28 protein-coding genes and 1 riboswitch are annotated in these 26,117 nt (G+C 37.3%); of the genes, 21 read left to right on the top strand and 7 right to left on the bottom strand.

The window, feature by feature from the left end:
* Positions 1 to 106 precede the first annotated feature (106 nt).
* From ACQKIH_RS19745 to ACQKIH_RS19735, 3 genes are all read left to right on the top strand, one after another.
* A complete protein-coding gene (locus ACQKIH_RS19745; protein ID WP_057982029.1) occupies positions 107 to 349 on the top strand; it encodes a hypothetical protein in 243 nt (80 codons plus the stop codon).
* Between the two features lie 532 nt (positions 350 to 881).
* A complete protein-coding gene (dacB, locus tag ACQKIH_RS19740) occupies positions 882 to 2,300 on the top strand; it encodes a D-alanyl-D-alanine carboxypeptidase/D-alanyl-D-alanine endopeptidase (RefSeq protein WP_427768356.1) in 1,419 nt (472 codons plus the stop codon).
* A 21-nt stretch (positions 2,301 to 2,321) separates the two neighbouring features.
* Positions 2,322 to 2,945, top strand: coding sequence for a pyroglutamyl-peptidase I (locus ACQKIH_RS19735; RefSeq protein ID WP_427768355.1), 624 nt, complete (start codon positions 2,322 to 2,324; stop codon positions 2,943 to 2,945).
* 89 nt (positions 2,946 to 3,034) lie between these two features.
* Here ACQKIH_RS19735 and ACQKIH_RS19730 read toward each other — a convergent pair whose 3' ends face one another.
* Positions 3,035 to 3,274, bottom strand: a complete 240-nt coding sequence (locus tag ACQKIH_RS19730) for a hypothetical protein (RefSeq protein WP_057982035.1) — start codon at positions 3,272 to 3,274, stop codon at positions 3,035 to 3,037.
* 105 nt (positions 3,275 to 3,379) lie between these two features.
* Here ACQKIH_RS19730 and ACQKIH_RS19725 point away from each other — a divergent pair, with 105 nt between their 5' ends.
* From ACQKIH_RS19725 to ACQKIH_RS19660, 14 genes are all read left to right on the top strand, one after another.
* A complete protein-coding gene (locus tag ACQKIH_RS19725) occupies positions 3,380 to 4,126 on the top strand; it encodes a metal ABC transporter ATP-binding protein (RefSeq protein ID WP_427768354.1) in 747 nt (248 codons plus the stop codon).
* 13 nt (positions 4,127 to 4,139) lie between these two features.
* Positions 4,140 to 5,006 carry a metal ABC transporter permease gene (locus ACQKIH_RS19720; RefSeq protein ID WP_057982040.1) on the top strand — a complete coding sequence of 289 codons (867 nt, stop codon included), beginning with the start codon at positions 4,140 to 4,142 and terminating at the stop codon, positions 5,004 to 5,006.
* The gene (locus ACQKIH_RS19715; RefSeq protein ID WP_427768352.1) at positions 5,003 to 5,419 is read left to right on the top strand and encodes a Fur family transcriptional regulator; all 417 of its coding nucleotides are present in this window, start codon (positions 5,003 to 5,005) and stop codon (positions 5,417 to 5,419) included. The genes ACQKIH_RS19720 and ACQKIH_RS19715 overlap by 4 nt, the downstream gene beginning before the upstream one ends.
* Before the next feature lie 377 nt (positions 5,420 to 5,796).
* Positions 5,797 to 6,285, top strand: coding sequence for a P-loop nucleotide/nucleoside kinase family protein (locus ACQKIH_RS19710; protein ID WP_427768351.1), 489 nt, complete (start codon positions 5,797 to 5,799; stop codon positions 6,283 to 6,285).
* Positions 6,286 to 6,837: 552 nt separating this feature from the next.
* Entirely contained in the window at positions 6,838 to 7,560 is a 723-nt protein-coding gene (locus tag ACQKIH_RS19705; RefSeq protein ID WP_427768350.1) for a glycine-rich domain-containing protein, read from the top strand.
* A 170-nt stretch (positions 7,561 to 7,730) separates the two neighbouring features.
* A riboswitch (cobalamin riboswitch) is annotated at positions 7,731 to 7,912 on the top strand.
* Between the two features lie 330 nt (positions 7,913 to 8,242).
* Positions 8,243 to 8,791 (top strand): hypothetical protein, encoded by a 549-nt coding sequence (locus tag ACQKIH_RS19700; protein ID WP_057982047.1) that lies wholly within the window; start codon positions 8,243 to 8,245, stop codon positions 8,789 to 8,791.
* Positions 8,788 to 9,744 (top strand): ABC transporter substrate-binding protein, encoded by a 957-nt coding sequence (locus ACQKIH_RS19695; protein ID WP_057982049.1) that lies wholly within the window; start codon positions 8,788 to 8,790, stop codon positions 9,742 to 9,744. The genes ACQKIH_RS19700 and ACQKIH_RS19695 overlap by 4 nt, the downstream gene beginning before the upstream one ends.
* A 67-nt stretch (positions 9,745 to 9,811) precedes the next feature.
* Complete coding sequence (locus tag ACQKIH_RS19690) at positions 9,812 to 10,354, top strand: bifunctional adenosylcobinamide kinase/adenosylcobinamide-phosphate guanylyltransferase (protein WP_427768349.1); 543 nt, start codon at positions 9,812 to 9,814, stop codon at positions 10,352 to 10,354.
* A 12-nt stretch (positions 10,355 to 10,366) separates the two neighbouring features.
* A complete protein-coding gene (locus ACQKIH_RS19685; protein ID WP_427768348.1) occupies positions 10,367 to 11,140 on the top strand; it encodes an adenosylcobinamide-GDP ribazoletransferase in 774 nt (257 codons plus the stop codon).
* Positions 11,113 to 11,709 (top strand): histidine phosphatase family protein, encoded by a 597-nt coding sequence (locus tag ACQKIH_RS19680; RefSeq protein ID WP_057982055.1) that lies wholly within the window; start codon positions 11,113 to 11,115, stop codon positions 11,707 to 11,709. The genes ACQKIH_RS19685 and ACQKIH_RS19680 overlap by 28 nt, the downstream gene beginning before the upstream one ends.
* A complete protein-coding gene (locus ACQKIH_RS19675; RefSeq protein ID WP_427768347.1) occupies positions 11,661 to 12,086 on the top strand; it encodes a bifunctional adenosylcobinamide kinase/adenosylcobinamide-phosphate guanylyltransferase in 426 nt (141 codons plus the stop codon). The genes ACQKIH_RS19680 and ACQKIH_RS19675 overlap by 49 nt, the downstream gene beginning before the upstream one ends.
* The gene (locus tag ACQKIH_RS19670) at positions 12,079 to 12,570 is read left to right on the top strand and encodes an ECF transporter S component (RefSeq protein WP_427768346.1); all 492 of its coding nucleotides are present in this window, start codon (positions 12,079 to 12,081) and stop codon (positions 12,568 to 12,570) included. Before ACQKIH_RS19675 ends, ACQKIH_RS19670 begins: the two co-directional genes overlap by 8 nt.
* A complete protein-coding gene (locus ACQKIH_RS19665; protein WP_427768345.1) occupies positions 12,567 to 13,235 on the top strand; it encodes a hypothetical protein in 669 nt (222 codons plus the stop codon). Before ACQKIH_RS19670 ends, ACQKIH_RS19665 begins: the two co-directional genes overlap by 4 nt.
* Positions 13,236 to 13,507: 272 nt before the next feature.
* Positions 13,508 to 14,578 (top strand): branched-chain amino acid aminotransferase, encoded by a 1,071-nt coding sequence (locus tag ACQKIH_RS19660; RefSeq protein WP_427768344.1) that lies wholly within the window; start codon positions 13,508 to 13,510, stop codon positions 14,576 to 14,578.
* An 89-nt stretch (positions 14,579 to 14,667) separates the two neighbouring features.
* On the opposite strand, the gene ACQKIH_RS19655 is transcribed toward ACQKIH_RS19660, so the two are convergent.
* The 4 genes from ACQKIH_RS19655 to ACQKIH_RS19640 all read right to left on the bottom strand — a co-directional run bounded on the left by ACQKIH_RS19655 (position 14,668) and on the right by ACQKIH_RS19640 (position 19,455).
* Positions 14,668 to 15,492: a pentapeptide repeat-containing protein gene (locus ACQKIH_RS19655; RefSeq protein ID WP_427768343.1), complete on the bottom strand. Its 825-nt coding sequence runs from the start codon at positions 15,490 to 15,492 to the stop codon at positions 14,668 to 14,670.
* Between the two features lie 285 nt (positions 15,493 to 15,777).
* Positions 15,778 to 17,328: a flotillin lipid rafts scaffold protein FloT gene (gene floT / locus ACQKIH_RS19650; RefSeq protein ID WP_427768342.1), complete on the bottom strand. Its 1,551-nt coding sequence runs from the start codon at positions 17,326 to 17,328 to the stop codon at positions 15,778 to 15,780.
* A gap of 24 nt (positions 17,329 to 17,352) precedes the next feature.
* Positions 17,353 to 17,880, bottom strand: coding sequence for an NfeD family membrane protein (locus ACQKIH_RS19645; RefSeq protein WP_427768341.1), 528 nt, complete (start codon positions 17,878 to 17,880; stop codon positions 17,353 to 17,355).
* Between the two features lie 129 nt (positions 17,881 to 18,009).
* On the bottom strand, positions 18,010 to 19,455 hold the full coding sequence (locus ACQKIH_RS19640) for a bifunctional metallophosphatase/5'-nucleotidase (RefSeq protein WP_427768340.1): 1,446 nt from the start codon (positions 19,453 to 19,455) through the stop codon (positions 18,010 to 18,012).
* 277 nt (positions 19,456 to 19,732) lie between these two features.
* On the opposite strand from ACQKIH_RS19640, the gene ACQKIH_RS19635 reads away from it, so the two are divergent.
* A complete protein-coding gene (locus ACQKIH_RS19635; protein ID WP_427768339.1) occupies positions 19,733 to 20,059 on the top strand; it encodes a heme oxygenase in 327 nt (108 codons plus the stop codon).
* A gap of 24 nt (positions 20,060 to 20,083) precedes the next feature.
* Here the strand turns inward: ACQKIH_RS19635 and ACQKIH_RS19630 are convergent, their stop codons facing one another.
* On the bottom strand, positions 20,084 to 20,713 hold the full coding sequence (locus ACQKIH_RS19630; RefSeq protein WP_427768337.1) for a hypothetical protein: 630 nt from the start codon (positions 20,711 to 20,713) through the stop codon (positions 20,084 to 20,086).
* A 357-nt stretch (positions 20,714 to 21,070) separates the two neighbouring features.
* Here ACQKIH_RS19630 and ACQKIH_RS19625 point away from each other — a divergent pair, with 357 nt between their 5' ends.
* Entirely contained in the window at positions 21,071 to 21,772 is a 702-nt protein-coding gene (locus ACQKIH_RS19625; RefSeq protein ID WP_427768336.1) for a tetratricopeptide repeat protein, read from the top strand.
* 171 nt (positions 21,773 to 21,943) lie between these two features.
* On the opposite strand, the gene ACQKIH_RS19620 is transcribed toward ACQKIH_RS19625, so the two are convergent.
* Positions 21,944 to 22,717, bottom strand: coding sequence for a glucose 1-dehydrogenase (locus tag ACQKIH_RS19620; protein ID WP_057982079.1), 774 nt, complete (start codon positions 22,715 to 22,717; stop codon positions 21,944 to 21,946).
* An 865-nt stretch (positions 22,718 to 23,582) separates the two neighbouring features.
* Here ACQKIH_RS19620 and ACQKIH_RS19615 point away from each other — a divergent pair.
* Together ACQKIH_RS19615 and ACQKIH_RS19610 are read left to right on the top strand one after the other, a co-directional pair.
* Complete coding sequence (locus ACQKIH_RS19615) at positions 23,583 to 24,899, top strand: hemolysin family protein (protein ID WP_427768335.1); 1,317 nt, start codon at positions 23,583 to 23,585, stop codon at positions 24,897 to 24,899.
* Positions 24,900 to 24,942: 43 nt separating this feature from the next.
* Complete coding sequence (locus ACQKIH_RS19610) at positions 24,943 to 26,001, top strand: hemolysin family protein (RefSeq protein WP_427768334.1); 1,059 nt, start codon at positions 24,943 to 24,945, stop codon at positions 25,999 to 26,001.
* Positions 26,002 to 26,117 lie beyond the last annotated feature (116 nt).

The following is a 26,117-nucleotide window of genomic DNA, read 5'->3' as shown; positions in this document are numbered from 1 at the left end:
TGCAAATTATGAGAACTTCAAAAATGTCCATATTTACCTTCGTATAAATTAAATAAAGCAAAACAAACTAATGAAGCAATTCAAAATAATTATGGAGGGGAAACAAATGGACAATCAAAAAATACAAAAAATGAGTAGCAAAGCGAATAATGCACTTAGTGTTGGCAGGATGATTAAAAATACGAAAGCAAATATGGAAGAGGCTGAAATTGGCATGGAGTTCGCGATGCCTGAAGAACTGGAACACTTACAAGAAAAAAATGCACGGCGAAAACGTTCAGTCGAAATTATGGAAAAACAAATGAGGGATGAAGCAGCGTTTAAAGCGAGAAAAAAGAGTTTTGAATAAGGAAGTTTAATGACAATCCTCCTGCAAATTTTAATGCAGGGGGATTGTTTTGGGTAATTATGGTATTTCGTACGGGGAAGGGACATAAAATGGTGGTACTGTTAAAGACTTCTGGATATTTGTAATGAAATAAACTGTCTTTTTTAATTAAAATGTTGTTAATAGACAAATTACTTAGGGTAATAGACAATTTCCCTTTAATAATCGCCATTTGACTAGCATTAATAGACAAAATACTTCGGCTATTAGACAAATTGATACAGTTAATAGACAAACTAAGTTTTAATAGACAATTTTACTCATTTAATAGACATTTCCGCGACCTCACCCCGCTCTACTTGCCATCCCAAACATAATTTTTAAGTGATATAACGACAGCATGCAAGACCACATAAATTTATTACAAGGGGAAATTTAGTGGTTGACCAACCCTTTTTTGCGCGCCTTCATGTAAAATTTCAATCTCTGTTTGCTATAATTGAATTAAAATGAATATACTGAAAACTATACAAGTTAAAACGGAGGGGAAAGTTTGAAAAAAATTGTTTCATTGATTGTGCTTATCACATTATGCATGGCGTTTCCACTGCAATCTTTCGCTTCTATTGATGAGGTGATTACACAAGGTTTAGGGAATAATCAAGCAGCTGTGACAATACGAGATATGCAAACAGGGGCAATTATTTATGAACATAATGGCGAAAAATTGATGCGCCCAGCTTCTAATATGAAATTACTAACAGGTGCAGCCGCGCTTGCTGTTTTAGGGGGAGATTATCGCTTTACAACAGATGTATATATTGACGGAGTAATCATTAATAAAGAACTAAATGGCAATCTATACATAAAAGGAACGGGGGATCCAACGTTAAATAACGATGATTTTCTAGCATTTGCAAACGCATTGAAAAATCAAGGCATTCAAAAAGTTAATGGCGATATCGTGGGAGATGATACGTACTTTTCTGGAAATACATTGCCACCGGGTGTTGATAAAATCGATGAAACGTACTACTTCGGTGCGAGGACATCAGCCATTACGATGTCACAAAACCAAGACTTTGATGCAAGTACAGTTATTATTACAGCAACAGCGGGAAAAGTGGGAGTAAAGCCAAGTTATGAAATTATTCCGAATCTAAGTGGAATGACGATTACTAATCAAGCAAAAACAGTTGCAAAAGGCCAAAAAAATACGATGAAAATAGAACGCTCCTATAATACAAACCGCATTATTATTTCGGGTGATTTACCACAGGGAAGTAGCAAAAAAGAATGGGTAACCTTGCAACAGCCAACCAAAAATACACTACAAGCAATGCAACTAACACTTCAAAGGGCGGGTATTCAATTCTCGAAGAATAGTGAAATTATTACAGCACCAATACCAGCGGATGCCAAATTTATTCATATGAAAAAATCTCGTGCATTGTCTGCGATTTTGCCTGCTTTTATGAAGCTCAGCAATAATAGTATTGCGGATATATTGGTGAAATCAATGGGACAACAACAAAAAGCGAAGGGTAATTTAGCGGCGGGGTTACGAGTGATGGAGGAATATGGGGAGTCGCTGAATATCCCAATGGATGCCTGGATATTGGCGGACAGCTCAGGCTTATCCGATCGCAACCGTCTAACAGCGAATGGTTTGTCTTCATTATTATATGAGGTGCAGCAAAAATCGTATTTTCAAACATTTTATCAATCCCTTCCCGTCGCAGGTTATGACGAGCGTCTCGTTGGTGGGACGTTGCGCAAACGCTTTACAACAAGCGATGTAAAGGGAAAAATAACTGCGAAAACGGGTTATATTACGAATGTGTATACATTGGCAGGTTATGTAACGGGGGATAGTGGAAAAACGTATATTTTTACTGTTTTATTGGAAAGTAAAACCAATGGGATAATGTTGATAGACCGCACAATGACAGCTCTTATTAAAGATTTATAAACGAACAAGGAGGAACTATAAATGAAAAAAATATTATTAACAGGGTTCGAACCATTTTTATCGAACCCAATCAATCCAACAATGGAAATTGTAAAGGCACTACATGAAAAGGTGTTTTCGGATTACCAAGTGGAAGGACGCATTTTAAGTGTAGACTTTGAAAAATCACCGGTACAATTTTTAAAGTACTTAGAAGAAGTGCAACCGAGTCTTATTATTTCTCTTGGGCTAGCAGCAGGACGTACGAAAATTACACCAGAAAGAATAGCGATTAATATAAAGGACGGGGAACCGGATAATGCAGGGGTAGCTCTTGTAGATGAACCGATTCATGCGGGTGAAGATGCGGCTTATTTTTCAACATTGCCAATACGCGCCATGGTAAATCTCTTAAATGAAGCTGGTTTGCCAGCGACCATTTCAGATACGGCGGGTACGTATTTGTGTAATAATATTATGTATGAAGGATTACGCTATGCCAGCAAGGAAGAAAATGTGCAGGCAGGATTTATTCATATCCCAGCGTCATTCGAACTCGCTATTGCACATAGAAAGATACCAGGTTGGGCTCAGCGGGATTTGCTAGCAAGTGTTGAGCTTTGTATCGAAGAATGTGTGAAAAGCGAAAATAAATCTATCGAGTAATAATTTAAATAGAACGAACAATAGAATAAGAGTATGGAAAACGTACTTAATCGTTTTCCATACTCTTTTTCAATGGACAAAAAAATCAATCATAGCCCAATGACTTTTCTTAATTTTTTCAACCGTTTTTCGCCAATGAGGGACTCTGTTTTCTTTAATTCAGCAGCAGGGATACCCGAAAAAAGCCAAGTCAATGAAGCATTTTGAAAGATGAGACGAAGCTGTTGAATTTCCTCAATCGAAAACTTTAAGTCCTCTTTTTTAGCGAATTTCCGTAGTTCATGATCATCCATATGTTGAAAATTCTCAAACCATTCTAATTTATTCATAACATGCATTCCTTTCAAGTTTATTTCCTTTACATCTTGTGGAAAGTAAATTATACTAACACCTTGTAAATCGTAATGATTTTGAATTAGAAAGAAGCGAAGAAAATGAAAAAACCTTTAATCGAAATGAAAAATGTGTCGTTTCAATATGAATATACGCAAGTGTTAAAAAACATCTCATTGCGCGTGGAAGAAGGCGACTTTCTAGCATTACTTGGTCAAAATGGCTCGGGAAAGTCGACGTTATTAAAACTAATATTAGGATTATTAAAACCAATGACGGGTGAAATTGAACTGTTTGGTGAAAATGCGAATCACTTTAAACATCGTGAATGGATTGGCTATGTTTCACAAAAATCCAACGCGTTTAACTCAGGATTTCCAGCGACTGTACAAGAAGTTGTGAAAAGTGGTTTAGCAAAAAAAACAGGTTTATTTAAAAGTTTACCGAAAAATGCAGATGAACTTGTATATCATGCACTCGCCGACGTCGGAATGGAGTCCTTTGCGAAACGAAACATTGGGCAACTATCAGGTGGTCAACAACAACGGGTCTTTATTGCACGTGCACTCGTAGCGCAGCCAAAGCTATTAATTTTGGATGAGCCAACTGTTGGAATTGATCACGAAAACGTGCAGGCTTTTTATGATATGCTCGCTCATTTAAATGTTCAACACCAAATCACAATGATTTTAGTTACACATGATGTAGATATTGTGTCAGACCGCATTAGCCATGTCGCGTGTTTAAATCAAACAATTCATTTCCATGGTTATAAAAACGATTTTGATACGATTTCGCAAGAGCAGATAGATGCATGGTACGGCCACTCTGTGCGAAAGATTCATTAAGAGGAGTGGGCAGATGATTGAAGCAATTTTAAACTATGAATTTTTACAAAATGCCTTTTTCTCAGGGCTAATTATTGGGATTATTGCGCCATTACTTGGTGTATTTATCGTTGTACGAAGGCTATCCCTTATTGCCGATGCGCTTTCACATGTGACGCTTGCAGGAATTGCAGGCAGTCTATATTTAAGTCAGTCAGTCGCGGCATTTGCGTTACTAAATCCGATTTATTTGGGTATTGTGGCATCGGTGAGTGGATCGATATTAATTGAGCGTTTACGTCGCGTATATAAGCATTATGAAGAGCTGGCGATTCCTATCATCATGTCGGGTGGTATTGGGATAAGCGCAATTTTCATTTCACTTGCGAGCGGCTTTAGCACGGATTTAATGAGTTATTTATTCGGTTCGGTGTCGGCTGTATCACGCCAAGACTTGTATGTTGTGTTGGCTATTGCGATTATTGTTGTGCTATTTTTACGCTTATTTTTCAAGGAATTATTTGTGCTGTCATTTGATGAAGAATATGCGAAGGCAAGCGGTTTGCCTGCAAAGTGGGTGCACTTGTTATTTATGGTAGTTGTCGCACTTGTTATTGCGGCAAGTATGCGTATTGTCGGTATATTGCTCGTTTCTAGCTTGATGACATTACCAGTGGCAGCGGCTATGCGAATAGCGCGCGGCTTTAAAGAAGCGATTATTTACTCAATTATATTTGGTGAATTAGCTGTCATTATTGGGTTAGTATCAGCGTTCTATTTAAATTTAGCACCAGGTGGGACAATTGTGGTCACATCCATTTTCATTTTATTAATCGTCATTATGTTGAAGAAATTGACTTTAAAAATGGCAACGAAGTCGAAAGGGGAAGAAGTATTGTGAATGAAACGCGCGCGTGGGAAATATTAAAGGACAATGGCTATAAAAAGACAGATAAACGAGCATTAATCTTGGATATGTTTGCAGCTACGGACAAATATTTGACTGCCCGTGATTTGTTGGCAGTATTAAAAAAAGACTCCCCCGGAATGAGTTTTGACACGATTTATCGCAACTTAGCTACATTTGTAGAGTTAGATATTTTAGAAGAGACCGAGCTCAATGGCGAACGAAATTTCCGCATGCACTGTGAGTCGGATCACCATCATCACCATTTCATTTGCCGTGATTGTGGCAATGTAAAGGAACTGGCAGTATGCCCAATGGAACTGCTCGGTGAAAAGCTTCCAGGCTATGAAGTGGAAGCCCATAAGTTTGAGATTTATGGGAAGTGTCCGCAGTGTTTAATATCGTAAAACCTTCCGGTGAAACCTCTAACCTGAAATTTGTATAGCTGCTAATGATTCATCCCGTATGAAAGATGATGTGGTAACGAAATTTCATAGGAGGGTGTTATGGGCGGCATGATTTAATAAGTCGCTTAAACCATTGATATGACTGGTCTTGTATGGAAGTGGAATGCTAACGTTTTCTAACATAGAGGATTAAAATCGAGGCTTCTCATGAGTTGTGTAAACTTTTGGGAAGTTTTTTTCATTCTTCCATTTCAATTTAATCCTTTTCTTGTACTATCAGAATATCCATAGTTGCTACTAATAATAATCTGGGTAGTAAGTTATAATTTTACAAGGTGGGGCAACAACCAATAAAAATAAGCTCGGGGGATAAAAATATGAATAACATAGGAACTCTATACTTCTTCTGTGGAAAAATGGGAGCAGGGAAATCAACTAAATCAAAACAATTGGCTATAGAAAAACAGGCAGTACTGTTATCTGAGGATGACTGGCTTGAATCTCTTTATCCCAATCAGATTACATCATTTGAGGATTACCTAAAATTCTCAGCACAACTCAAGCCGATGGTGAAAAAGCATGTCCAAAACATATTAAGTGTTGGTACAGATGTAGTGATGGATTTTCCAGGTAACACTCAAAAACAGCGCAAATGGTTTTTGGATATAGCGTCAGAGGTCAATGCAAACCATCAACTAATTTTCCTTAATTTAAATAATGAGCAATGCTTACGCCAAATTGCACAAAGGCGTAACGAACAACCCGAAAGAGCAACTTTTGACACGGAAGAGACGTTTATTCATGTTACTAAATTTTTTGAAGCACCAGAAGCATCCGAGGGTTTAAATATTTTAGAGTTTAGTTGACTAAAAAATTGCTTGAAGATAAATAAAAAAGGCTAGGTTCTGCTTTTATAGGGATAAATCCAATCACCGACAACGCTTGTATGTATGGTGACTAACATAAAGGATTATAATTGAGGTTTCTCATGAGTTGTGTAAACTTTTGGGAAGCTTCTTTTTTCATACCTCTTGTTACGCGGAGATAGACTTTTTGGGTGATTGTATGCTTTGGTGGTCTTTGTTAAAGGTACCATGGTAAGATTATGGGATATATACAAGGGGCTAGCTCAATGCATAATAATTTTGGGGAAATTCAATGGACTAGTTACATGCCTTGGCGTACTTGATAACAACCGTCTTGTAATGAATGAACACTATTAAAATATATTCAAATAGGAATGGGGGAATTAGATGGGATGGTTACTCCTGCTTGTTGTTTTTATTTGGTTAATTTTATTTATACGTAAAAAACGGTCATTTAAATTTAGCTTATCTCCAACAGTACTGGATATAAAGTCAATTAAAGGATTAAAAAAGCTAAGTGACAACTTGGAGCAATCCCTTAGTAAAGGTTATATGGAAAATGTAGCAGATAGGGTAAGTAGACAAAATAAGTTAAAGGAAAATGAGTATGGGTGGCGTCTTCTGGATTTAAAACGTTATTTTATTTTGACCTCTCTATTAAAAGAATCGCCAATGTTTAGCGAAAAAGTCGATGAATTGTGGCATGAGATGCTCATGTTTACCCGTGAGTATGAGGACTTTTCGAAGAAGTATTTAGGGGCAACACTTCATCATAATCCAAATGTAAATGTAGAGCCGGATCCTGATTTGCGTGGATTTTTTGATTGGCTATATGCGGAGATTTTTTTCATAAGAAGGGAGAACATCCATCTTTATAAAGGTTTTTTCAGATTTCCTGTACATCCAAATATTATTGATGAATTTATAGATTTACAAGAAAATGAACTAATAGAAAGATATTTTAAGAGTGATAGCAAGTCTATGCCGGTTGTCCTCTCACTGATTGCTTCCATGAAAAAAACAGCAAATAAAGTAAAAGATTATGATAAAAATGATATACGTGAAATGATGAAAAAAGGAAAGAGTCAGCAAAATTACAATGCAATGCTCGTTCCTTTCCTATCGGTTTCTTATTTTCATTATGATGAATTTTTTAGTTATATGAAAGAAAGCAGCAACAGTTCAGCTAGTTGTACGAGTTGCGGGTCGGGAAGCTCAGAAAGTAGTTGCTCGTCTGGTAGTTCTTGCTCAAGCTGCGGTGGGGGTGGAGATTAATAAAAGATACTTTTAGTCTTCCAACTCAACGCTAATCTACACGAGAATACTCTTTTTTTATCGGTTTTTCACAGAAAAGTTGGTAAATCAACAGATGTGTTAAAAAATTAGTATTACTAAAAATTCATTTGCATGTGAACTTTCGTATGGTACAGTATGTTTATAAATTTAATAAGTTTGCAGGAAAAAGTGCTATAAGCATAAATTGGGAATTCGGTGTAAATCCGAAGCTATATCCGTAACTGTGAGCGCTGATGAACATGGATGAAAACAGACTGCTAAAAAGCGGGAATATTTTCACGTGTATGATAAGCGCAAAGCCAAGACACCAAGCTTTTTCTGATCGTAACAAATACTCTTCGGATTTAAAGAGAATGTGCGGCAGGAATATTCGTAGTTTTCTATTATGATATTTATGATGCCATCCATTTCCTTGGGGGGCATTTTTTTTATCTTCATTCAGCAGAAGACGCTCACCTTTATGAGTAGCGAGATGAACGCAAGTATACCTTTTCTCATAGGACGTCCAAATGCCGGCTGAATGAAGATAATGCCCCTGGCGGATGTCAAGGATTTTGAAAGGAATTAATTGTGCGAGCACAATTCAAAATCCTGACGCAATTACGCCAAGGCGTAATTGATTTCTGTTAAAAAAAATTAGAAAGCAAGTGAGGTACTTTCATTGAAAAAGGATATTCGTTATTCATGCTATCCGTTTATGCGTGAGAAAATTTCTTTAGTGGATTATGAAATCCGAACAGATTCGCTGACGACCAGGATTGGTGCTGTCTTACCGACATTAGTGGAGGATGATAAAGGCGCTATTGTTTTAGAAGACTTGCAAATTATTCAGCCACTTGCTTATCATGTAAATGGTTCTGTGCGAGGGAAACTAGCTATTACTGAAGATGATTTAAATTGGTTGAGTGGTCGCTATGATTTTTATGTCAGTCATGTTGAAGAAGTTATTCGACAATTTTTATTACCACAGGGAATAGAAAGTGCTGCAAGGCTTCATATTTGCCGAAGTGAAGCGAAAAAATCATATCGCGCTTTACATAAAGTTAGTGAAGAACGAGAGGTACCGGAAATTTTATTTGATTTCTTAGGGCTTTTAGCGAATGTATTTTTCGTCATGGCTGTTTATATGAACAAACAGCATTCTTACAATGAAATTCCATTCATTAGTAAATCTTATCCGGTTAAAAAAAGAAAAGAGGAACAAAGATGAAAATTACAATGAAATGGGTTGCACCATTCGCAGCCGCACTTTTATTAACAGCATGCTCAACGAATGAAAAAATAGCTAGTCAGCCAAAAGACGAAGCGAATCAAGAACAGCAGGGTTCTAACACGAATGAACCATATAAAGTTGTTGATGATCGAGGTGTAGAAGTAACATTTGATACTGTACCTAATACAATTGTTTCACTACAACCAAGCAATACGGAGATTTTATTTGAATTAGGTGTTGGAGATAAAATTGTTGGTGCAACCGATTTTGATACGTATCCAGAAGCTGCCCAAAATATTGAGCGTGTTTCAACATCTACAGCTATCAATGCAGAACGTATTTTAGAATTAAATCCAGACGTTGTTGTTGCTTATACAGTTGGTGATGAAGCACAAATTAGTCAGCTTGAAGATGTTGGATTAAAAGTTTTCGTTATCAAATCTGCCGCTAATTTTGATGATGTATATTCGGATATTATCCAATTATCTGAAGTAATGGGCGTGGAGCCAACTGGGGAAAAAATCGTAAAAGATATTCAAGCACAAATTAAAGAAGTACAAGATAAAACGGCTAAACTTGAAACAAAGAAAAAAGTATTTTATGAAATTTCTCCGTCTCCAGATATTTGGACAACAGGTAGCGAAACATTCCAACAAGAAATAATGGATGCAGCTGGTATAGATAATGTTTTTGCAGATCAAAAAAGTTGGATAAGCGTGACAGAGGAAGACGTCATTATACGTAATCCGGAAGTCATTGTAACAACGAATAATTACATTGACGATCCAACAGGAGAAATTATGTCACGTGCTGGTTGGGATAAAATTAGTGCATTGACTAATAAGCAAGTATTTTTAGTAAATGGAGATATTATGTCACGTCCTGCACCACGAATTGGTCAAGCTGTTCAAATAATGGCAGAAACAGTCTATCCAGAGTTATTTAAATAGAATTATAATAAGAGAACAAGCTTATACAACTGCTTGTTCTTTTATTGCATTAAAGGATGGGATATAGATGATTTTTATAACAGGTGGCGTGAGAAGTGGGAAAAGTGCCTTTGCCGAGCGACTTGTTCAGCAATATGGACAGGATTTGCACTATCATTATATCGCTACAGGAGTCGCATTTGACCGAGAAATGGAAGCGCGCATTACACGTCATCAGCTGGATCGTGAACAACAAGGATTGCACTGGAAAACAATTGAAATGCAAGTAGAAATACCAGATGCCATTAAGCGATTAAGTGATCAGCATGTGCTATTGTTTGAATGCGTCACAACGTGGTTGGCCAATGTGCTGTATTATACAGAAACGCTTGAAAATCGTGAACACCGGATTGCAGATTATGTAGTGGTCTTTCAAAACCAGCTTCTCGCATGGCAGCAACAAGGGGTGCGTGTCGTCATTGTATCGAATGAAATATTGGATGAACCGAGCGCAAGTAATGATGAAGTAGAATTGTACCGAGCGCTTATCGGCAAGCTCCATCAATGGATAGTTGCACATTGTAAATCAGCGTATGAAGTACAATACCAACTTGTACAGCAATGGAAGTAAGGAGTGAACAAGTTGAAAAATAGTGCAATTGGATTTTTATTAGCGTGGCAATTTTTCTCGGCCATTCCTGTGAAAAGGTCGTTTGAGATGAACGCTAAAACCGTTACATGGATGTATGCTTTTTTACCGATTATCGGAGTAATAATGGGCGGCATATATGCAACAACGGCTTATGGATTAATGACATATAGTGATATTTCACCGCTACTACTCACAATTGTACTCGTTGTCGGAACGATTGTTGTAACAGGTGGCTTGCATTTGGACGGTTGGATTGATATGAGTGATGCTTATTTTTCATACGGAGACAAAGAAAAGCGTTTAGCCATTTTAGATGATCCGCGAACAGGTGCATTCGGTGTCATTAGTGTGATGTGCTTGCTGTTGTTGAAAATAGGTTTTGTTTATGAAGCTATTGTGCAAGGACACGTAGCGATTATTCCATTTTTATTATGTATTCCATTTCTTGCGCGGATCGGTGTGTTGACTGTGTTTTTAACGACTGAAACGTCAAAGCAAACAGGATTGGCAGCGTATTTTAAAGGAATCATCCTAAAAAAACAGCTTTCTATCAGTGTCGTGCTTTTATGTGTAAGCTACATCGTCATTTGTATTGCGCTCGCCAATTATAGTTTATTGTTTCTTTTGTTCGCCGTGTTTATAGGTGTAAACTTGTACCGTAAGTGGATTATAAATAACTTCGGGGGCGTAAGTGGAGATTTACTTGGCGCGCATTGTGAAGGGATGGAGGTACTATTATGGCTCGTGGTGTTACTGTTCATTTAATTCGGCATGAAAAAACGCAAGCTAATATTGAACGAAAATACATCGGCTGGACAGATGAACCGATTTTACAGGAAGTATCTGCACGGTTGCCCATTGCACCAACTGTCGTTTATGGCAGTGATTTACTACGCTGTCAGCAAACCGCAGCATGCTATTTCCCTAATGTAACTTATAATGGGATACAGCAGTTACGTGAAAGTAATTTTGGTGATTTTGAAATGCGTACATATGAACAATTAAAGAACAAACCGATGTATCGCGCTTGGATTGATGATCCTTATGAAGTGACACCACCAAATGGTGAATCTTTGGGTGCATTTGAACAGCGTGTTTTGCAAGCATTTCAACAACAAATCAAGCAACAAGGTTCCTATACGTTTGTTGTGCACGGTGGAGTCATTCGGCTATTGCTCGCGCATTATAGACAACCGCAGCAATCGTTTCAAAATATGCTTGCTAAGCATCGTGTCCTGTATACATTACACTGGGAACAACTAGAACAATTTTTAGGAGGGGCAGCATGTACGTCATTCTCGGAGGCGCCTATAATGGTAAACGAAACTATGTAGAAATAATGTTACAAAAACGAGGAAACGTTGCTGTGCATGATATTGCAGGTGAAATACCAGACATCACAGCTATTTCAGAAAAAGATGTTGTCGTTATTAGTGAATTTGAAACAATTGTTCAAGCGATGTTAGCACAACCAGAAGAGACAGTCGCGATGGAAATTGTAGAGCAACTATGTGAACTCAATAAGCATGCGCAAGTGATTTGTATTTGTACAGATATGAGTCGCGGGGTCGTTCCACTTGAAAAAGAAGTACGGCAAATGCGTGACACATGTGGCAGAATATTTCAAAAACTGTGTAAAGAGGCTGATACGGTTATCCGTGTTTGGTACGGGCTACCACAAATTTTAAAAGGAGAGATCAATCATGGATAAAAATAAATTACGTTTAATGGTGTTAACCGCTCTTATTGCGGCAATTTGTGTCATTGGAAGTTTTATAAAAGTACCTGGGCCTATTACAACGGCTGCACTTGATTCCGCACCGGCATTCATCAGTGCTGTGTTTTTACCACCTCTTTTTGCAGGAGTTGCAGGAGCGCTTGGACATATTGCCACAGGTTTGACTTCGGGGATGCCGCTTGGTATTTTCCATGTTCTTATCGCGGTTGAAATGTTCTTCATCGTTTATATTTTTACCGTACTGCACCGGAATGGTTTTCATATGTCGAAATGGATTTTTGCCATTATTGCCAATGGAGTTATTGCACCATTGCCGTTTTATTTTTTAATTTCAGCTGAATTTTATATGGCTTCAATTGTTACATTGTCTATTGCAACGGTCATTAATGTTATTGTCGCAATGCTTGTTATGCCTGTATTGAAAGTGGTTGTTCAACGACAAGGTACGCAAATATGAGAAATGCAATCCAAGTAGGTGCGCTCATTGTTACGATTGATAATTCAGGCTGTATTGGCGAAAAATCGCACGATGAAGTACAAGTACCGCATCAAATGACGGGCTACTTTACGGCAAGAACAGCGATTTTAGAACAATGGTGTGCGTGGGCAATGCCGATACAATTAGTAGTCGCAAACTTTTCAGGTGATGATGCTTGGCAGCCGTACATAAATGGATTCCAACAAGTTTTTAGTGAAATAAATGAGCCTATGCCACCAATTACCGGCTCAAGTGAAACGAACTTCCAAGCACTTCAATCAGCTGTTTCATTGACGATGCTTGGAGAAAAAGCATTTGTTAGTAACGATACTAATTGCCGTTATTTTGTTGTGGGCGAGCCGTTAGTAGGAGAAGAAGTGGTTAATAATCCGAAAAAAATTGCTGCGTTAGGCGAACTTTATACCGGATTAAAGGAAGGCATTATTCAAGCACTTTGGCCAACTGGATCAAAAGGCATTGGCATAGAAATCGAACGTTTTACGGGCAGTGATACGTATGAAATTAACCTACCATTACAAAAATCAGCAGGTCCATCTTGCGCGGTGTTAGCTGCCGTGAATGAACAAAATATCCCGCGCTTTTTTGAAATAATGACCGCACCAATAACTGAAATTAAAAGGTAGGAATCGCACGTACTGTAAAGTGTTTTTTCAGAGACTAGGAAATGGAATCGAGCAAATTATTTCCTAGGCAATAATTGCATTTCTATTTGTAAATTGTAGCGACTACCTCGTCAGTTTACAAAAAAACATATGTATTAGAAAGCTTAATAAAAGTCCGGTTGTGCTAATTTAATAAAAAAATTGAATAAATAATGAAAAATTATAAATTTTCTAAAAATAAAGTGGTATGATAGATTGTAAATATTTTAATTTTTAATTAAGGAGCAATAGACATGACAACATACCAAATTACAACAGAGCTAGGAGCAAATAAAAAGGATAAAATAGAAGCTGATCAGCTAGGCTTCGGGCAAGTGTTTACAGATCATATGTTTGTAATGGATTATGAAGAAGGTAAGGGCTGGCACAATGCGAAAATTACAGCATATCAGCCACTAGAGCTAAGCCCAGCTGCGATGGTATTCCATTATGGCCAGGCCGTATTTGAAGGGTTAAAAGCCTATGCAACAGCTTCAGGCGAGGTGAATTTATTCCGTCCAGATCGTAACTTCAAACGTTTAAATGCATCTAATGATCGCCTTTGTATTCCTAAAATTGATGAGGCGTTTGCGTTGGAGGCATTGAAGGAATTGGTTCGTTTAGATCGTGATTGGATTCCGACTGCACCAGGTACATCTTTATATATTCGTCCATTTATTATTGCGACAGAGCCATACTTAGGTGTAAATCCTTCGAAGCAATATAAATTTATGATTATTATGTCTCCGGTAGGCTCATATTATAAAGAGGGCATTAACCCTGTGAAAATTTTAGTGGAGCAACAATATGTACGCGCGGTTGTTGGGGGGACAGGTGAGGCAAAAACGGCTGGAAACTATGCAAGTAGCTTAAAAGGATCAGAGCTTGCGAGTCAACAAGGCTACTCTCAAACATTATGGTTAGATGGAAAAGAGAATAAGTATGTTGAAGAAGTGGGGAGTATGAATATCTTCTTTAAAATTGCAGGGAAGGTTGTTACACCAGCACTTAATGGTAGTATTTTATCAGGAATTACACGCGATTCGATGATTAATGTATTAAAATCAAAAAATATTCCAATCGAAGAACGCGCAATTGAGTTTGCCGAAATTGTAGAAGCTGCGAAAAATGGGACGTTAGAAGAAGCATTCGGAACAGGTACAGCTGCAGTTATCTCGCCAGTTGGAGAATTTAAATGGCTAGAGGAAGTCCTAACAATTAATGATGGGCAAATCGGTGAAGTAACACAAATGCTTTATGATACATTAACGAGCATCCAATATGGCACAATGGAAGATCCATTTGGTTGGACAATTAAACTATAGCCTATTGTAGCGGTATAAGAAGCAAGCAGGTGGCAATGACTACCTGCTTGCTTCTTTGATATGTACAGACAAAAAGTTTAACCCCAACATTAAACTAACCAATGTTTAGGTATACTTAAGGTCGGTGGTAATACGGTATTTCGGTCGCCATTAGCAGCGTTTATTTGTGCTTGTGTGAGAAAAATACTCCCTAAAAGATTAGCACCACTTAAATTCACATCACGTAGATCCGCCCCGATAAAATCGACAACTCTCATATCACAATTTCGGAGGTCAGCAGCTATGAGCAAAGCGCCCCTTAAATTCATTCCTCTAAGGTCATTTCCTTTTAATTTAGCACCAATAAAGTCTGTTCGCTTCATGTGTTTAGCTGGGTTTTTATTGTTTTTAACATTTGCCCGAACGCGTTCACTTGCCTGTAAAAGTAATGGATTAACCCTTTCTCTATGAGCGGAAATATTCAGTTGCAATAGTAGCTGTGGACTTAAATTTGTGAGCTGTTCGGTTTGTGCGATCGCATCCTGTAAATCTTTGTACAGAGGCTGCGCTTCTTTCAAACTAAGTGCTTCATATAAATAGTAAAGCATTTCGTGAAGCTGTTGCATAATAGGAAATACATCAAACATTTCGTTTGCTAATGACGGGTTATTTCTCCAGCTATTTTGCTTGTACGTTATTTGGGAAACCTTTTGTCCAGCGCCAAAGCATTCATAAACAGTACATCCTCGTAAGCCTTCATTTCTTAATTTTTGATGGATATTGCAACGATAATCGGCGTTTAAGTTTTTACAAGGTGTCCCGCCGTCCTTATTAAAAGCAAAATCAGCAGACTTAGCATAGGGGAGGGCGACACAACATAAACCGTAACAATTGCTACAGTCAGCGCGTAAGTTTTTCAATTCTTGAGTAGACACGAATTACACATCCTTTATGAACGCCTAGTGAGAGGAGCTTGCTACAATAGCTTTATAAGCACTAGTCGTAAAAATAAAAAACAAGTAGGTAGTGGAAGAAACTACCTGCTTGTTTTATTATAAACACTATATAATTAGGGTGCTAGAAATAAATTGGACTTTTCTGAAATTAGTTTTTCGTGATGTTTGTTTCTATATACGATTCAATTCGAATTTTCACGTCAATGAATAAAGATCTTTGTAGTGTGGACATCAAATTCATCGCATAGGTAGTCGCTATTTCAACTATTGCTCGACTGTCTCTTTTATTTCTTCAACCGTTACAGGAGGTTGCTTTTTCTCTAGACCTGCAGCAATTTGCTCTAGTTCTGGACGTAGCGTATGTTTGCCTGCGTAGCTTTCAATTAGCTCTTTCACATCTAGCCCAGATGTTTCTTTCAGCGTTTCTTGCAATGTTGCCATGAGGTTCGTTGCGTAAGACGTCACTTTGTTGGCACCGCCACCGCCTTCACCACTACCTGTATCAATTACTGTAATTTTATCGATATTGGCTAGTGGGCTAGCAATCTCTTTTGCGTATTCAGGCATCATTTTCACAACCATATCTAAAATCGCTGCTTGACCGTATTGATCGAATGCTTCTGCAATTTTTTGTTTTGCTTCGGCTTCTGCAAGACCACGTAAGCGAATAATTTCCGCTTCCGCTGTACCTTGTGCGCGCTCTGCATCGGCTTTGGCGATACCATCTAAACGAATACGCTCTGCCTGTGCTTGTGCTTGTGTCTCCACACGATATTTCTCGGCATCTGCCTCTGCAAATTGCTTCATTTTTTCTGCGCTGGCACGTTGTTCAACCGCATAGCGCTCCGCATCTGCTTTTTTCTTTACTTCAGAATCATATTGCTTTTCACGACGTAAAATTTCACGTTCTTCTAATTCAATTTGCTTTTGACGTTCAATAATTTGAACTTGCATTTCTTGCTCCGTTACTTCCTGTTTCGCGCGTGCCGATTCGAGTTCATATGCTTGGTCAGCACGTGCTTTGGCGATATCTTGCTCGCGACGGTATTCCGCAACTTTTAATTGGTTATCTTTTTCAGCCTCTGCAATTTGAGTAGCACGTTCTAGTTCGGCTTGTTGCGCCTCTTGAGCTGCTTGCGCACGTTTAATACGTGTTTCCTTATCTGCTTCGGCAGTGGCGATATCCGCATCACGTTTTACTTGCGCAATACGAGGCTTTCCGAGTGACTCTAAGTAGCCATTTTTATCACGGACATCTTTAATCGTAAAGGAAACGATAATTAAGCCCATTTTTGCTAAGTCTTGAGATGCAACTCGTTGAACTTCTTGGGAGAATTTATCACGATTTTTATAAATTTCTTCTACTGTCATTGAGCCTAAAATCGAACGCAGGTGACCTTCTAAAACTTCACGTGCTTCACCTTCACGCTCTTGTTTTGCTTTTCCTAAAAACTGTTCCGCGGCAGTGGCAATTTCAGAGATCGAGCCACCGATTTTAATAATGGCTGTTCCATCTGCCATTACCGGAACGCCTTGTTCTGTATACACTTCTGGAGTTGTCACATCGAGCTTACTAGATAGTAAACTTAATGGCTGAGCTTGTTGGAACACAGGATAGATGAATGCACCACCACCGCGAATAATTTTAATGCGGTTACCGGATTCGTCGGTATGTACATTTTTTGAACCTAAGTAGCTCCCTGTCACAATTAATGCCTCATCCGGTCCTGCAGTACGATATTTTGTTACATAAACAGCAATGATTGCTAAAATTAAAAATACAACAACGCCAACTACAATGAATAAACCGTTCATTAAAAATCCCCCTTTAATCTAAAGTTAAAAATCCTCTTTTTCATAAATTGCTACAAAAGCTGTGCCATCCTTCATTTCAATAATTAATACTTGCGTGTCATAAGGAATTTCAACGCCATGATAGCTAGCTGTACGCTTTGAAATAATACCATTCACCGTTTCAATAACCATTTCACCGAAACCGTTTAGTGGAACAGGCACAATGACTTTCCCAACTTGCCCTTCTAATGACTCATCTGTATAGGCAAGGGAAACTTCTGCAGCGCGTAGTGGAACGAGTAAAAAATAGTAAATTAGTGCGGTAAAGATACACGCAATGATAATTGAAATGATGAGATTCACTACGCTAGTAAATGACAAGAAGCGTTCAAATATATAACCTGAAGCGGATGTGAATGTGATAAAGGATAAAATAACAGCGGGATCCAAAAAGGGTATACCATCAACCGCGCCATCCGCCATGTCCGCAAAAAGTAAATAAACAACTGTGAGACAGCCAATCCCGATTAAAATGGTCAAATAAATGAGCTCTATTGAAAATCCAAATAGCATGTAAACACCCCCTTATTTTGTATGTACTAACATTTACGGATGAAATTGTAAAAGGTTTCGGAAAAGTTGGAATTTGTTTAAAAAAGGTATTGTTTCAACTTGAAACAACACCTTTATAACCATCATCCACTATTTTCGAACTTGAAAAGAGCTCGTCAGCGTAATATTTAATGGGCTTTGCTCTTGAATATAGCGCATCATCAATTGCGGAATAATCGTAGGGACTTCTCGAATCGCCTTTTTTTGCAGCATTGTAAATTGATGTGAACCCGTGGCGCGGTAACTATTAACAGCTACTTCAAATACATCATCTGGCTGAATTTCTCGTCCTTGATAATGCAGTTTTGTTACACGCTGACCGACAGCTTGAGAAATGGTTAATTCATAATCGAGGCCACCCCAGCAATCATATGTGTACGGCTGTGGCTCGGGGTAATGAACCGTCGAACTAAAATCAATTTCATATGCATCATTTATTGCAAATACTGCGGCACATAGTTCCAGTGCCTCTCGAATTTCTGAACCGGTTAATGCAAGTACTTTTAAATGGTTGGCGCGTGGTAAATTATGAAGCACATCACCGTAATAGATATTTTTCGAGAATCCACCAGTGGCATGATAGGGGAGCTCCGTCACGGAAAGCTGCGCACCAGTATAATGCAACTGCATTTGATGAATGAGCTGTGTATACGGTATGCTTTGGAACCTAGGGGAGAAGAAATCGGAATACGAAAAATCGATTTCACTTTCACCAATCCAAGTATGTTTCCATTGATATAATTCATCAAAATTTTGCGGTTGAATGGAATTATCCACATAGACGAGTTCAGGTGAATGCGTTATTTCATCAACCTCAATTGTCACCGTAATTTGAGCAAAACAATGGGCATTTGCACCAGGCTGCACGACCGAAACTCCATTCACTGTAGTAGCAATTTCTAAATGCTGATGCCCCGTAATGAAAATATCAATGCCGTCTATTTGTTGCAGCATGGCATAGCCTTGATTTTCGCCATCTTCTAAATCGATTCGATGTCCCGTATGTAGATCCTGTTCAAAGCCCCCGTGGTAACTCAAAATAACGAGTTGTACATTTTCATGTGAACGAACATGCTGTACCGTTCTTTTGGCACTCGCTAACGCATCTTCAAAAAATAATGAAGTCGTATAATCATCTTCATCCCATTGGGGGACAAAATGTGTCACAACCCCAATGACAGCAATTCGGATACCATGTGTTTCTTTAATGAAGTAAGGGTGTGCAAAATCTTGAATATTTGCCGCAATCCATGGGAAATGACACGCATTCCTCATGTGGGCAATCTCATTTAACGGATAATTAAATTCATGATTGCCAAAAATTGCAACATCATATTGAAGTTCATTTGCCAGTGCGATTTGGGGGTGTGTGCCTTTTTTTACTTGTTCATAGTAATAACTTAAATGACTGCCTTGTAAAAAATCACCGTTATCTATTAATAAAGCTGGCTTTTCCTTTTGAATCATTTTGGCCAGCTGTGAAAAACGTTCGGTATGTCCGTGAATATCACTTGTCGCAATAATTGAAAATTCCATCTTAAACTCCTTCGTACAAAACGTAATAGCGTTATTATACCGTGTTCTTGAAAGGGGAGGGGTATTGTAAGATGATTGCGAATAGTTATTAATTGCAAGTATGCAATGAAAATGATTAAATGAAATTGTTTAGTAGGTTTTAAGTTTTTTGAGCAAGCTCGAAAATCACCTCTAAAATTTTGCGACATTCGCCTAAGATGAGGTATGACGTTGCGTAAATGGCTACATAATGTATTTTCTAAATGAGTTAAATTTATATTAAAAGGGAGATGGCAAGATGATTACTGTAACAAACCGTATAAGAGTAAAAAAGGGCATGGCTATGAAACTAGCGCCAAACTTTACAAAACCAGGTCCATTGCAACAATTTGAAGGATTTGAAAAAGTTGAAGTATTAGTTTCAACACAGTTTGAAGAGCATGATGAAATGAGTGTTGTCATGTACTGGGCATCAAAAGAAAACTTTGAAGCTTGGCGTGAGAGTGATGCCTTTAAAGAAACACATAAACGACCTGCTGCTAGTGCACAAGGTGAGCAAGCAGAGTCGCCAATGCTGGGATCTCAAATTGTAGTTGCTGAAGTGGCTGCATCTGTTTCAAAATAAAGTGTAAAAGCCTGCTATGAAGTGTCATAGCAGGCTTTTACTTTTGATTGAATGAATGAATTGCTCGTTTTGAAATGTATCTTTATAAATGAATTGTGCATTATCACAAGCATTTTTGATTATGCGTTCGAATGTATTGGTATGTGATAATTCATAGACTAAAACTTTTACAACACGGGCTTGATCATTAATAAACAAGTTAATGGCATCCTCTTCGCCAAGATGGGATTCGAAATAATTTTGATGTAGCATGCGTTCAGCAATGTCATTTAGATGATTGTCTGTTAGTAATTTCAAATACCAACTATTTAAGGCCATTGTTAAAAGGATAGTTGAAATATAAATAAGTTCAGGAGTCGATTTTGGATGTGTGCGTATAAAATTAAATTGATAGTCATTTGTTAGAGCGGTAATGATGATATGGTTGGTTGAATAGTATAAAGTTTTATCAAAAGATTCGATAATAAGCTCATCATCTGGTTGCAATAATACCCAAATATTAAACGCCGTTAGCCATGTTTCTTCAAGGTTTAATGCGCCAGTTTTCGATAGGGTGATGAAACCTGCCATCTTCTCCGCCATTTCCTTGAAATTCTCGACATGATGTTCCTTAACAAAGAAAAGGCTACGTTTTGCTGTTACTGAATGATACATACGAACCACCTCTTTTATTTGTAGTAAAAAAAAAGGGAACTCATTGTGCAAATTTTGACATAAAATAGATTTATATTAAAAATCTATGATATTAGTGTACTCCAATATTGGAAATAATCAAAGGAAAAACCAGTAAATTTAATAGAGTTATCATCCTAAGTGAGAAATTTTCAACGCAGTCGATTTGGAGGAGATGGATAAGCAAGTCCATAACTATTTGTGGGGACGGGGATTAATTTAATTTGGGTGAATTTTTCGTTAATTATAGCCCTTTTTGCTATGACAATGGAAGGAAGCATGATTTTACAATAATAAATCATGTATAATACGTAATGTAAAAGGTAAAGGGGAGTCGAAATGTCAAAAATTGAAAAATATTTTTATAATGGTCAGTTTTTAGCTTGCTATGTAGCAGCAAAAGAAAATGAAGATGAACAAGAAAGTCAAATTGCCGAACAATTACTTCAATTATTTGCGCAGTATGAATATGAAAAATTCCCAAATGTGGTGAAACAAATAGCGCAAAGTGTTGAGCGTAGCAATGAATCGTACGAAGAGTTTGACGAAGTTGAGGAAATCCGCTCGATTAAAGAGGAAGAGCCATTTTCACTGCGTATTAAACAGCTTGAAAAGGATGCGACAGAAGCGGAAGATGAGCGAAAAGCACAGTCCTTTTTTGTACAAGGACAGCTATTTCTAATGGCCCATCATTATGATGAAAGTGTGCATTGTTTTATTCAAGCAGTAAAGCATAATCCGAATAAAGCGGTATTTTACGGTATTGCAGGACAAACAATGAACCGATTTAATTGGTCACCGTTTGAAGCGATGATTTACATAGAACGTGCGATTGAGCTTGATCCTGAAAATGCGCGTTGGTACTGGAATAAGGCGCTTATTTTAACGCAGCTGTATAAAGATTTACAGAAGGAGCCATTTTTAGAAAGTGCACTCATTGCTTTGGAAAAAGCAGAAAAATACTGCCGAGCTGATCAAAAATCCTTGAAAAATGGTATTGATACGACTGTCGAAAATATGAAGGAATATTTATTTGACTAACCTTTATTAAAATTTACTTAATCGTGTAGGGAAAGAGGGCAATACATAAAGCCAATTTCATGGAAAAATTTTTCGATAAAGCCCTTGGCAGATGTCACAGATTTTTGTTATTAAAAAACTCCAACACCTCCAACACCATTCAGTGTAGGAAGTATTGGAGTTAATAATTAATTATTGTAGTGGTAATTTTCCTGCTGTGTATCCACCATCGATTGGTAATACTACGCCACTAACTTGTTTTGCTAGGTCTGAGCATAAGAATAATACTGCATTCCCTTGGTCTTCAGCTTGAGTCATTTCACCTGAAGGCATAGCTTTTAATACTGCATTAAATTGTTCTGGTGCAGTCTTTGCCCAACCTTCGATAGCTGGTGTCATTGTAGAACCTGGTGCAATCGCATTGACACGGATTTTATCTTTACCATATTCTAATGCAGCTGCTTTTGTTAATCCAACTACAGCATGCTTAGATGATACATAAGCAGCCATTTTTACAGCGCCTTCCATACCAGCACCAGAAGCAGTGTTAACGATAGAGCCACCGCCAGTTTTTAGCATAGCATTTACTTGGTGCTTAATAGAATAGAACGTACCATACAAATTAACTTTGATTGTTTTATCCCATGCAGCTGAATCAGCTTCACCGATTTTTGTTTGTTGTGCATTTATGCCAGCGTTATTGTGTGCAAAGTCTAATTTCCCGAATTTATTTACTGTTTCGTCAACAAGTGCGATTACTTCTTCTTCATTACTAGCATCACACTTGAAGAAATGAGCTTCGCCACCGATTTCTTGAATCAATTTAACTGTTTCAAGACCACCGTCTACATTTACATCTGAAACCATTACTTTTGCGCCTGCTTTTGCTAAAGCTAGTGCACTAGCTCGTCCAATTCCTGATCCTGCAGCTGTTACTAAACCAGCTTTACCTTCCATTAACATCATAAAATGTCATCTCCTCAACATGTTTTTACTTGAAAAAAATATCTTTAATTGAAAATGTTTAGCGCTAAACTATATTTATAATATACAACAGACTTTTCCGATGGTCAAAGAATTTGTTCTTAATTTTGACATAATTGATAGGGAATTCGTTCAAGAGTATTTAATTAAATTTTCTGGTTTCTACTGGTAGAGCGATCAAGAAATGTGTAGCGCAAAATCGTATTATGAGTAAGTTCGTAAAATTTTATACAATGTATGTCTTCAAAAAAGTTTACGAATTTATTTTACTAACGATATTTAAACTCTCAAAAGTGCATTTGTCAAAAACGACAATTCGAATAATTGCGGTAAATTTAAGTGGCAATTGAAATTTCTAAATTAAAAAAAGAGAAGCGTGGAACGGGTAGTTTTTGGAGATGAAATGTATGCAGCAGTAAAAATGGCAAGGCGTTCGTTATGATAGGGGAAAAGATATGATGTGGTGAATGTTATAAGAGGAGAGAAATATGTTTGTTTTATACGTTGTTTCCAGCTATTTTTAATTGATTTTTGATGAATAATTATCATTTATTTATCGAGCAACAGAAATTAATAATTAGGCTTTTATGAAAATAGTTGTAGAGCATTGTATTAAGTGAGTAGAGTGGTTATTAAAAGGCAATAATAACTTACAAAAAGGCATTTTATTTTTGGTTAAGTTTGTCACCTTTGTGGTAAATAGTAAAGAAAGGTGATAATAGATGATTTTTGTGAAACCATCACGTACTAGTTTTCGTATATATTGTATGTAATTATTTAGATGATTAAAGAGATAAATTTTTTGAGGAAAAAAACGGAGGTGAATCCCTCAATGTGAGGGAACATATTGGACTCGAGTATATTAAATATCATTTTATTAATTATCTTTTTAGGATTGACAGCATTTTTTGTAGCAGCTGAGTTTGCAGTCGTTAAAATCCGCAAATCAAGGATTGATCAACTCATTGATGAAGGCAATAAAAAAGCAGTCATTGCCAAGAAAGTAGTAAGTGACCTTGATTATTATTTGTCAGCTTGTCAATTAGGTATTACCATCACAGCAATTGGTTTAGGTGCTTTTACAAAACCTTATATTAAACATTTAATGTATCCAGTATTTGAATGGTTAAATACCCCAGAAACAGTAATGAATATTTTATCTTATGGTATTGCACTTGCAGTAGTGAGTTATTTACACGTGGTCATTGGAGAAATGGCACCAAAAACATTAGCGATTCAGTTTTCTGAAAAGACGACATTACTTTTAGCACCGTCACTCTATTATTTTGGAAAAGTAATGTCTCCGTTTATTAAAGCACTAAATGGTACATCTCGCTTGCTGTTACGTGCAGTTGGTGTAAAGTCGGCTAGTGAAGATCAAGCGTATTCAGAAGAAGAATTGAAAATCATTATGGCGCAAAGTTTCCAAGGTGGGAAAATTGATAAGCAAGAATTAGAATATATGGAAAATGTATTTACATTTGATGAGCATGTTGTAAAAGATATAATGGTGCCCCGTACAGAAATCATTGCAATTGATCAAGATATGGAAACAAAGCAAATTGTCTCGATTTTAGATGAGCATAATTATACCCGTTATCCAGTTGTTGAAGAAAATGATAAAGATAAAATTATCGGCTTTGTGAACGCTAATAAATTATTAAGTCGCATTGTAATGAATCGTCAAGCGAATTTGACAGATTTTGTCCGCACAATACCATTTGTATTTGAACAAACTCCGATACAAAATGCATTGTTGAAAATGCAAGAAGAACGTGTGCATATCGCTGTTGTTATTGATGAGTATGGCGGGACTGCGGGTATTTTAACGATGGAAGATATTTTAGAAGAGCTTGTGGGAGAAATTCGTGATGAGTTTGATGCGGATGAAGTAGATGATATCCGTAAGACAGGCGACAATGAATATACGATTAATAGCCGTGTTTTGTTAGAAGATTTAGAAGATCGCTTCGGTATCGAATTCGAGGGTAGTGAAGAGATTGATACAATTGGTGGGTGGGCACTTCAATCAGGTTTAGCCATTGAATCAGAAGTAATACAAGGTGTCGAAATACAACACGGTAATCATGTATGGGTGATTGGTGAAGTGGACAACTATCATATTAAAGAAGTAGTCTTTAAGCAAAATTTTCTTAAACAATAACAGGTTATTAATGGAGGTGAATCCCTTTAACTAAGGGAATCTATTGGACAGTATAATTATTATAAACTTAGCATTAATCGCATTATTTATTTTACTAACGGCATTTTTTGTCGGTGCAGAGTTTGCGATTTTAAAAGTACGTATGTCACGTATTGATCAGCTTATATCTGAAGGGAATAAAAAAGCAATTATTGCAAAGAAAGTTACAGCAAATCTTGACTATTACTTATCAGCATGTCAATTAGGAATTACCGTTACAGCCCTTATTTTAGGTGCGCTTGGTGAGCCGACTGTTGAAAAAATATTAGCACCTATTTTTGATTTTTTAAACTTAGGTGAAACCGTTTCTACAGCTTTGTCTTATGCAATTGCATTATCAGTTGTCACATTTTTACATGTAGTTCTTGGCGAATTAATCCCGAAAACATTAGCCATTCAATATGCAGATAAAATGACACTTCTGTTAGCGCCTCCACTTTATTGGTTCGGACAAGTGTCCAAGCCTTTTATTGCAGTGTTAAATGGTTCAGCGCAACTTTTATTAAAAGGATTTGGTGTAAAGCCAGCGGGGCATGATGAAGTGTATTCAGAAGAGGAATTAAAGATGATTGTGACGCAAAGCTATGAAGGCGGCGAGATTAATAAAACGGAGCTTGCTTATTTAGAAAATATTTTTGCTTTTGATTCACGTCAATTAGAGGATATTATGATTCCTCGCTCAAAGATGGTGATGCTAGAAAAACAACAAACATTAGAGCAAATGATAGCAATGATCGAAGAATTTGAATATACACGATATCCGATTATTGATAGTACGAAAAAGAAGAATGATGTGATTGGATGTATTAACACAAAAGAAATGTTAACGGATATTGCAGCAGGTCGCTCGAATAATAGTACGGCATTTATTCATGACATTCTACGCTTTAAACATTCGATACCAATTAAAGAGGTTTTCTTAAAAATGCAGCAAACGCATAAACACATGGGCGTTGTAACAGACGGCAAAGGTTCCATCATCGGGCTTGTGACAATGGAAGATATTTTATCGGAAATCGTTGGTGAAATTCAAGATGATGGAGATATTGTTTTTAAGACATAAAAAAGGCACTTAAACAGGAGAGGGACTGACCCCCAAAGTATAGACAAATAAAAAAAGCATCTTCGATTGAATTCGGGTTTAGATACCTAAAATTCAATTAGGAGGTGTTTTTTTAT

It is taken from the genome of Solibacillus cecembensis (assembly GCF_050272495.1).
GTDB lineage: Bacteria > Bacillota > Bacilli > Bacillales_A > Planococcaceae > Solibacillus > Solibacillus cecembensis.
The sequence above is the reverse complement of the archived record's forward strand: the minus strand, read 5'-3'. Positions and strand labels throughout refer to the sequence as shown.

What these genes read in the sequence shown, in the direction of transcription:
- ACQKIH_RS19640 (WP_427768340.1), bottom strand. Translation starts at nt 19,455, where the DNA reads ATGGAATTTTCAATTATTGCGACAAGTGATATTCACGGACATACCGAA.
- ACQKIH_RS19725 (WP_427768354.1), top strand. Translation starts at nt 3,380, where the DNA reads ATGAAAAAACCTTTAATCGAAATGAAAAATGTGTCGTTTCAATATGAA.
- ACQKIH_RS19735 (WP_427768355.1), top strand. Translation starts at nt 2,322, where the DNA reads ATGAAAAAAATATTATTAACAGGGTTCGAACCATTTTTATCGAACCCA.
- ACQKIH_RS19720 (WP_057982040.1), top strand. Translation starts at nt 4,140, where the DNA reads ATGATTGAAGCAATTTTAAACTATGAATTTTTACAAAATGCCTTTTTC.
- ACQKIH_RS19710 (WP_427768351.1), top strand. Translation starts at nt 5,797, where the DNA reads ATGAATAACATAGGAACTCTATACTTCTTCTGTGGAAAAATGGGAGCA.
- ACQKIH_RS19705 (WP_427768350.1), top strand. Translation starts at nt 6,838, where the DNA reads ATGGAAAATGTAGCAGATAGGGTAAGTAGACAAAATAAGTTAAAGGAA.
- ACQKIH_RS19630 (WP_427768337.1), bottom strand. Translation starts at nt 20,713, where the DNA reads ATGTATCATTCAGTAACAGCAAAACGTAGCCTTTTCTTTGTTAAGGAA.
- ACQKIH_RS19665 (WP_427768345.1), top strand. Translation starts at nt 12,567, where the DNA reads ATGAGAAATGCAATCCAAGTAGGTGCGCTCATTGTTACGATTGATAAT.
- ACQKIH_RS19695 (WP_057982049.1), top strand. Translation starts at nt 8,788, where the DNA reads ATGAAAATTACAATGAAATGGGTTGCACCATTCGCAGCCGCACTTTTA.
- ACQKIH_RS19730 (WP_057982035.1), bottom strand. Translation starts at nt 3,274, where the DNA reads ATGAATAAATTAGAATGGTTTGAGAATTTTCAACATATGGATGATCAT.
- ACQKIH_RS19680 (WP_057982055.1), top strand. Translation starts at nt 11,113, where the DNA reads ATGGCTCGTGGTGTTACTGTTCATTTAATTCGGCATGAAAAAACGCAA.
- ACQKIH_RS19625 (WP_427768336.1), top strand. Translation starts at nt 21,071, where the DNA reads ATGTCAAAAATTGAAAAATATTTTTATAATGGTCAGTTTTTAGCTTGC.
- ACQKIH_RS19635 (WP_427768339.1), top strand. Translation starts at nt 19,733, where the DNA reads ATGATTACTGTAACAAACCGTATAAGAGTAAAAAAGGGCATGGCTATG.
- ACQKIH_RS19670 (WP_427768346.1), top strand. Translation starts at nt 12,079, where the DNA reads ATGGATAAAAATAAATTACGTTTAATGGTGTTAACCGCTCTTATTGCG.
- ACQKIH_RS19620 (WP_057982079.1), bottom strand. Translation starts at nt 22,717, where the DNA reads ATGATGTTAATGGAAGGTAAAGCTGGTTTAGTAACAGCTGCAGGATCA.
- ACQKIH_RS19690 (WP_427768349.1), top strand. Translation starts at nt 9,812, where the DNA reads ATGATTTTTATAACAGGTGGCGTGAGAAGTGGGAAAAGTGCCTTTGCC.
- floT (WP_427768342.1), bottom strand. Translation starts at nt 17,328, where the DNA reads ATGAACGGTTTATTCATTGTAGTTGGCGTTGTTGTATTTTTAATTTTA.
- ACQKIH_RS19745 (WP_057982029.1), top strand. Translation starts at nt 107, where the DNA reads ATGGACAATCAAAAAATACAAAAAATGAGTAGCAAAGCGAATAATGCA.
- ACQKIH_RS19660 (WP_427768344.1), top strand. Translation starts at nt 13,508, where the DNA reads ATGACAACATACCAAATTACAACAGAGCTAGGAGCAAATAAAAAGGAT.
- ACQKIH_RS19675 (WP_427768347.1), top strand. Translation starts at nt 11,661, where the DNA reads ATGTACGTCATTCTCGGAGGCGCCTATAATGGTAAACGAAACTATGTA.
- ACQKIH_RS19645 (WP_427768341.1), bottom strand. Translation starts at nt 17,880, where the DNA reads ATGCTATTTGGATTTTCAATAGAGCTCATTTATTTGACCATTTTAATC.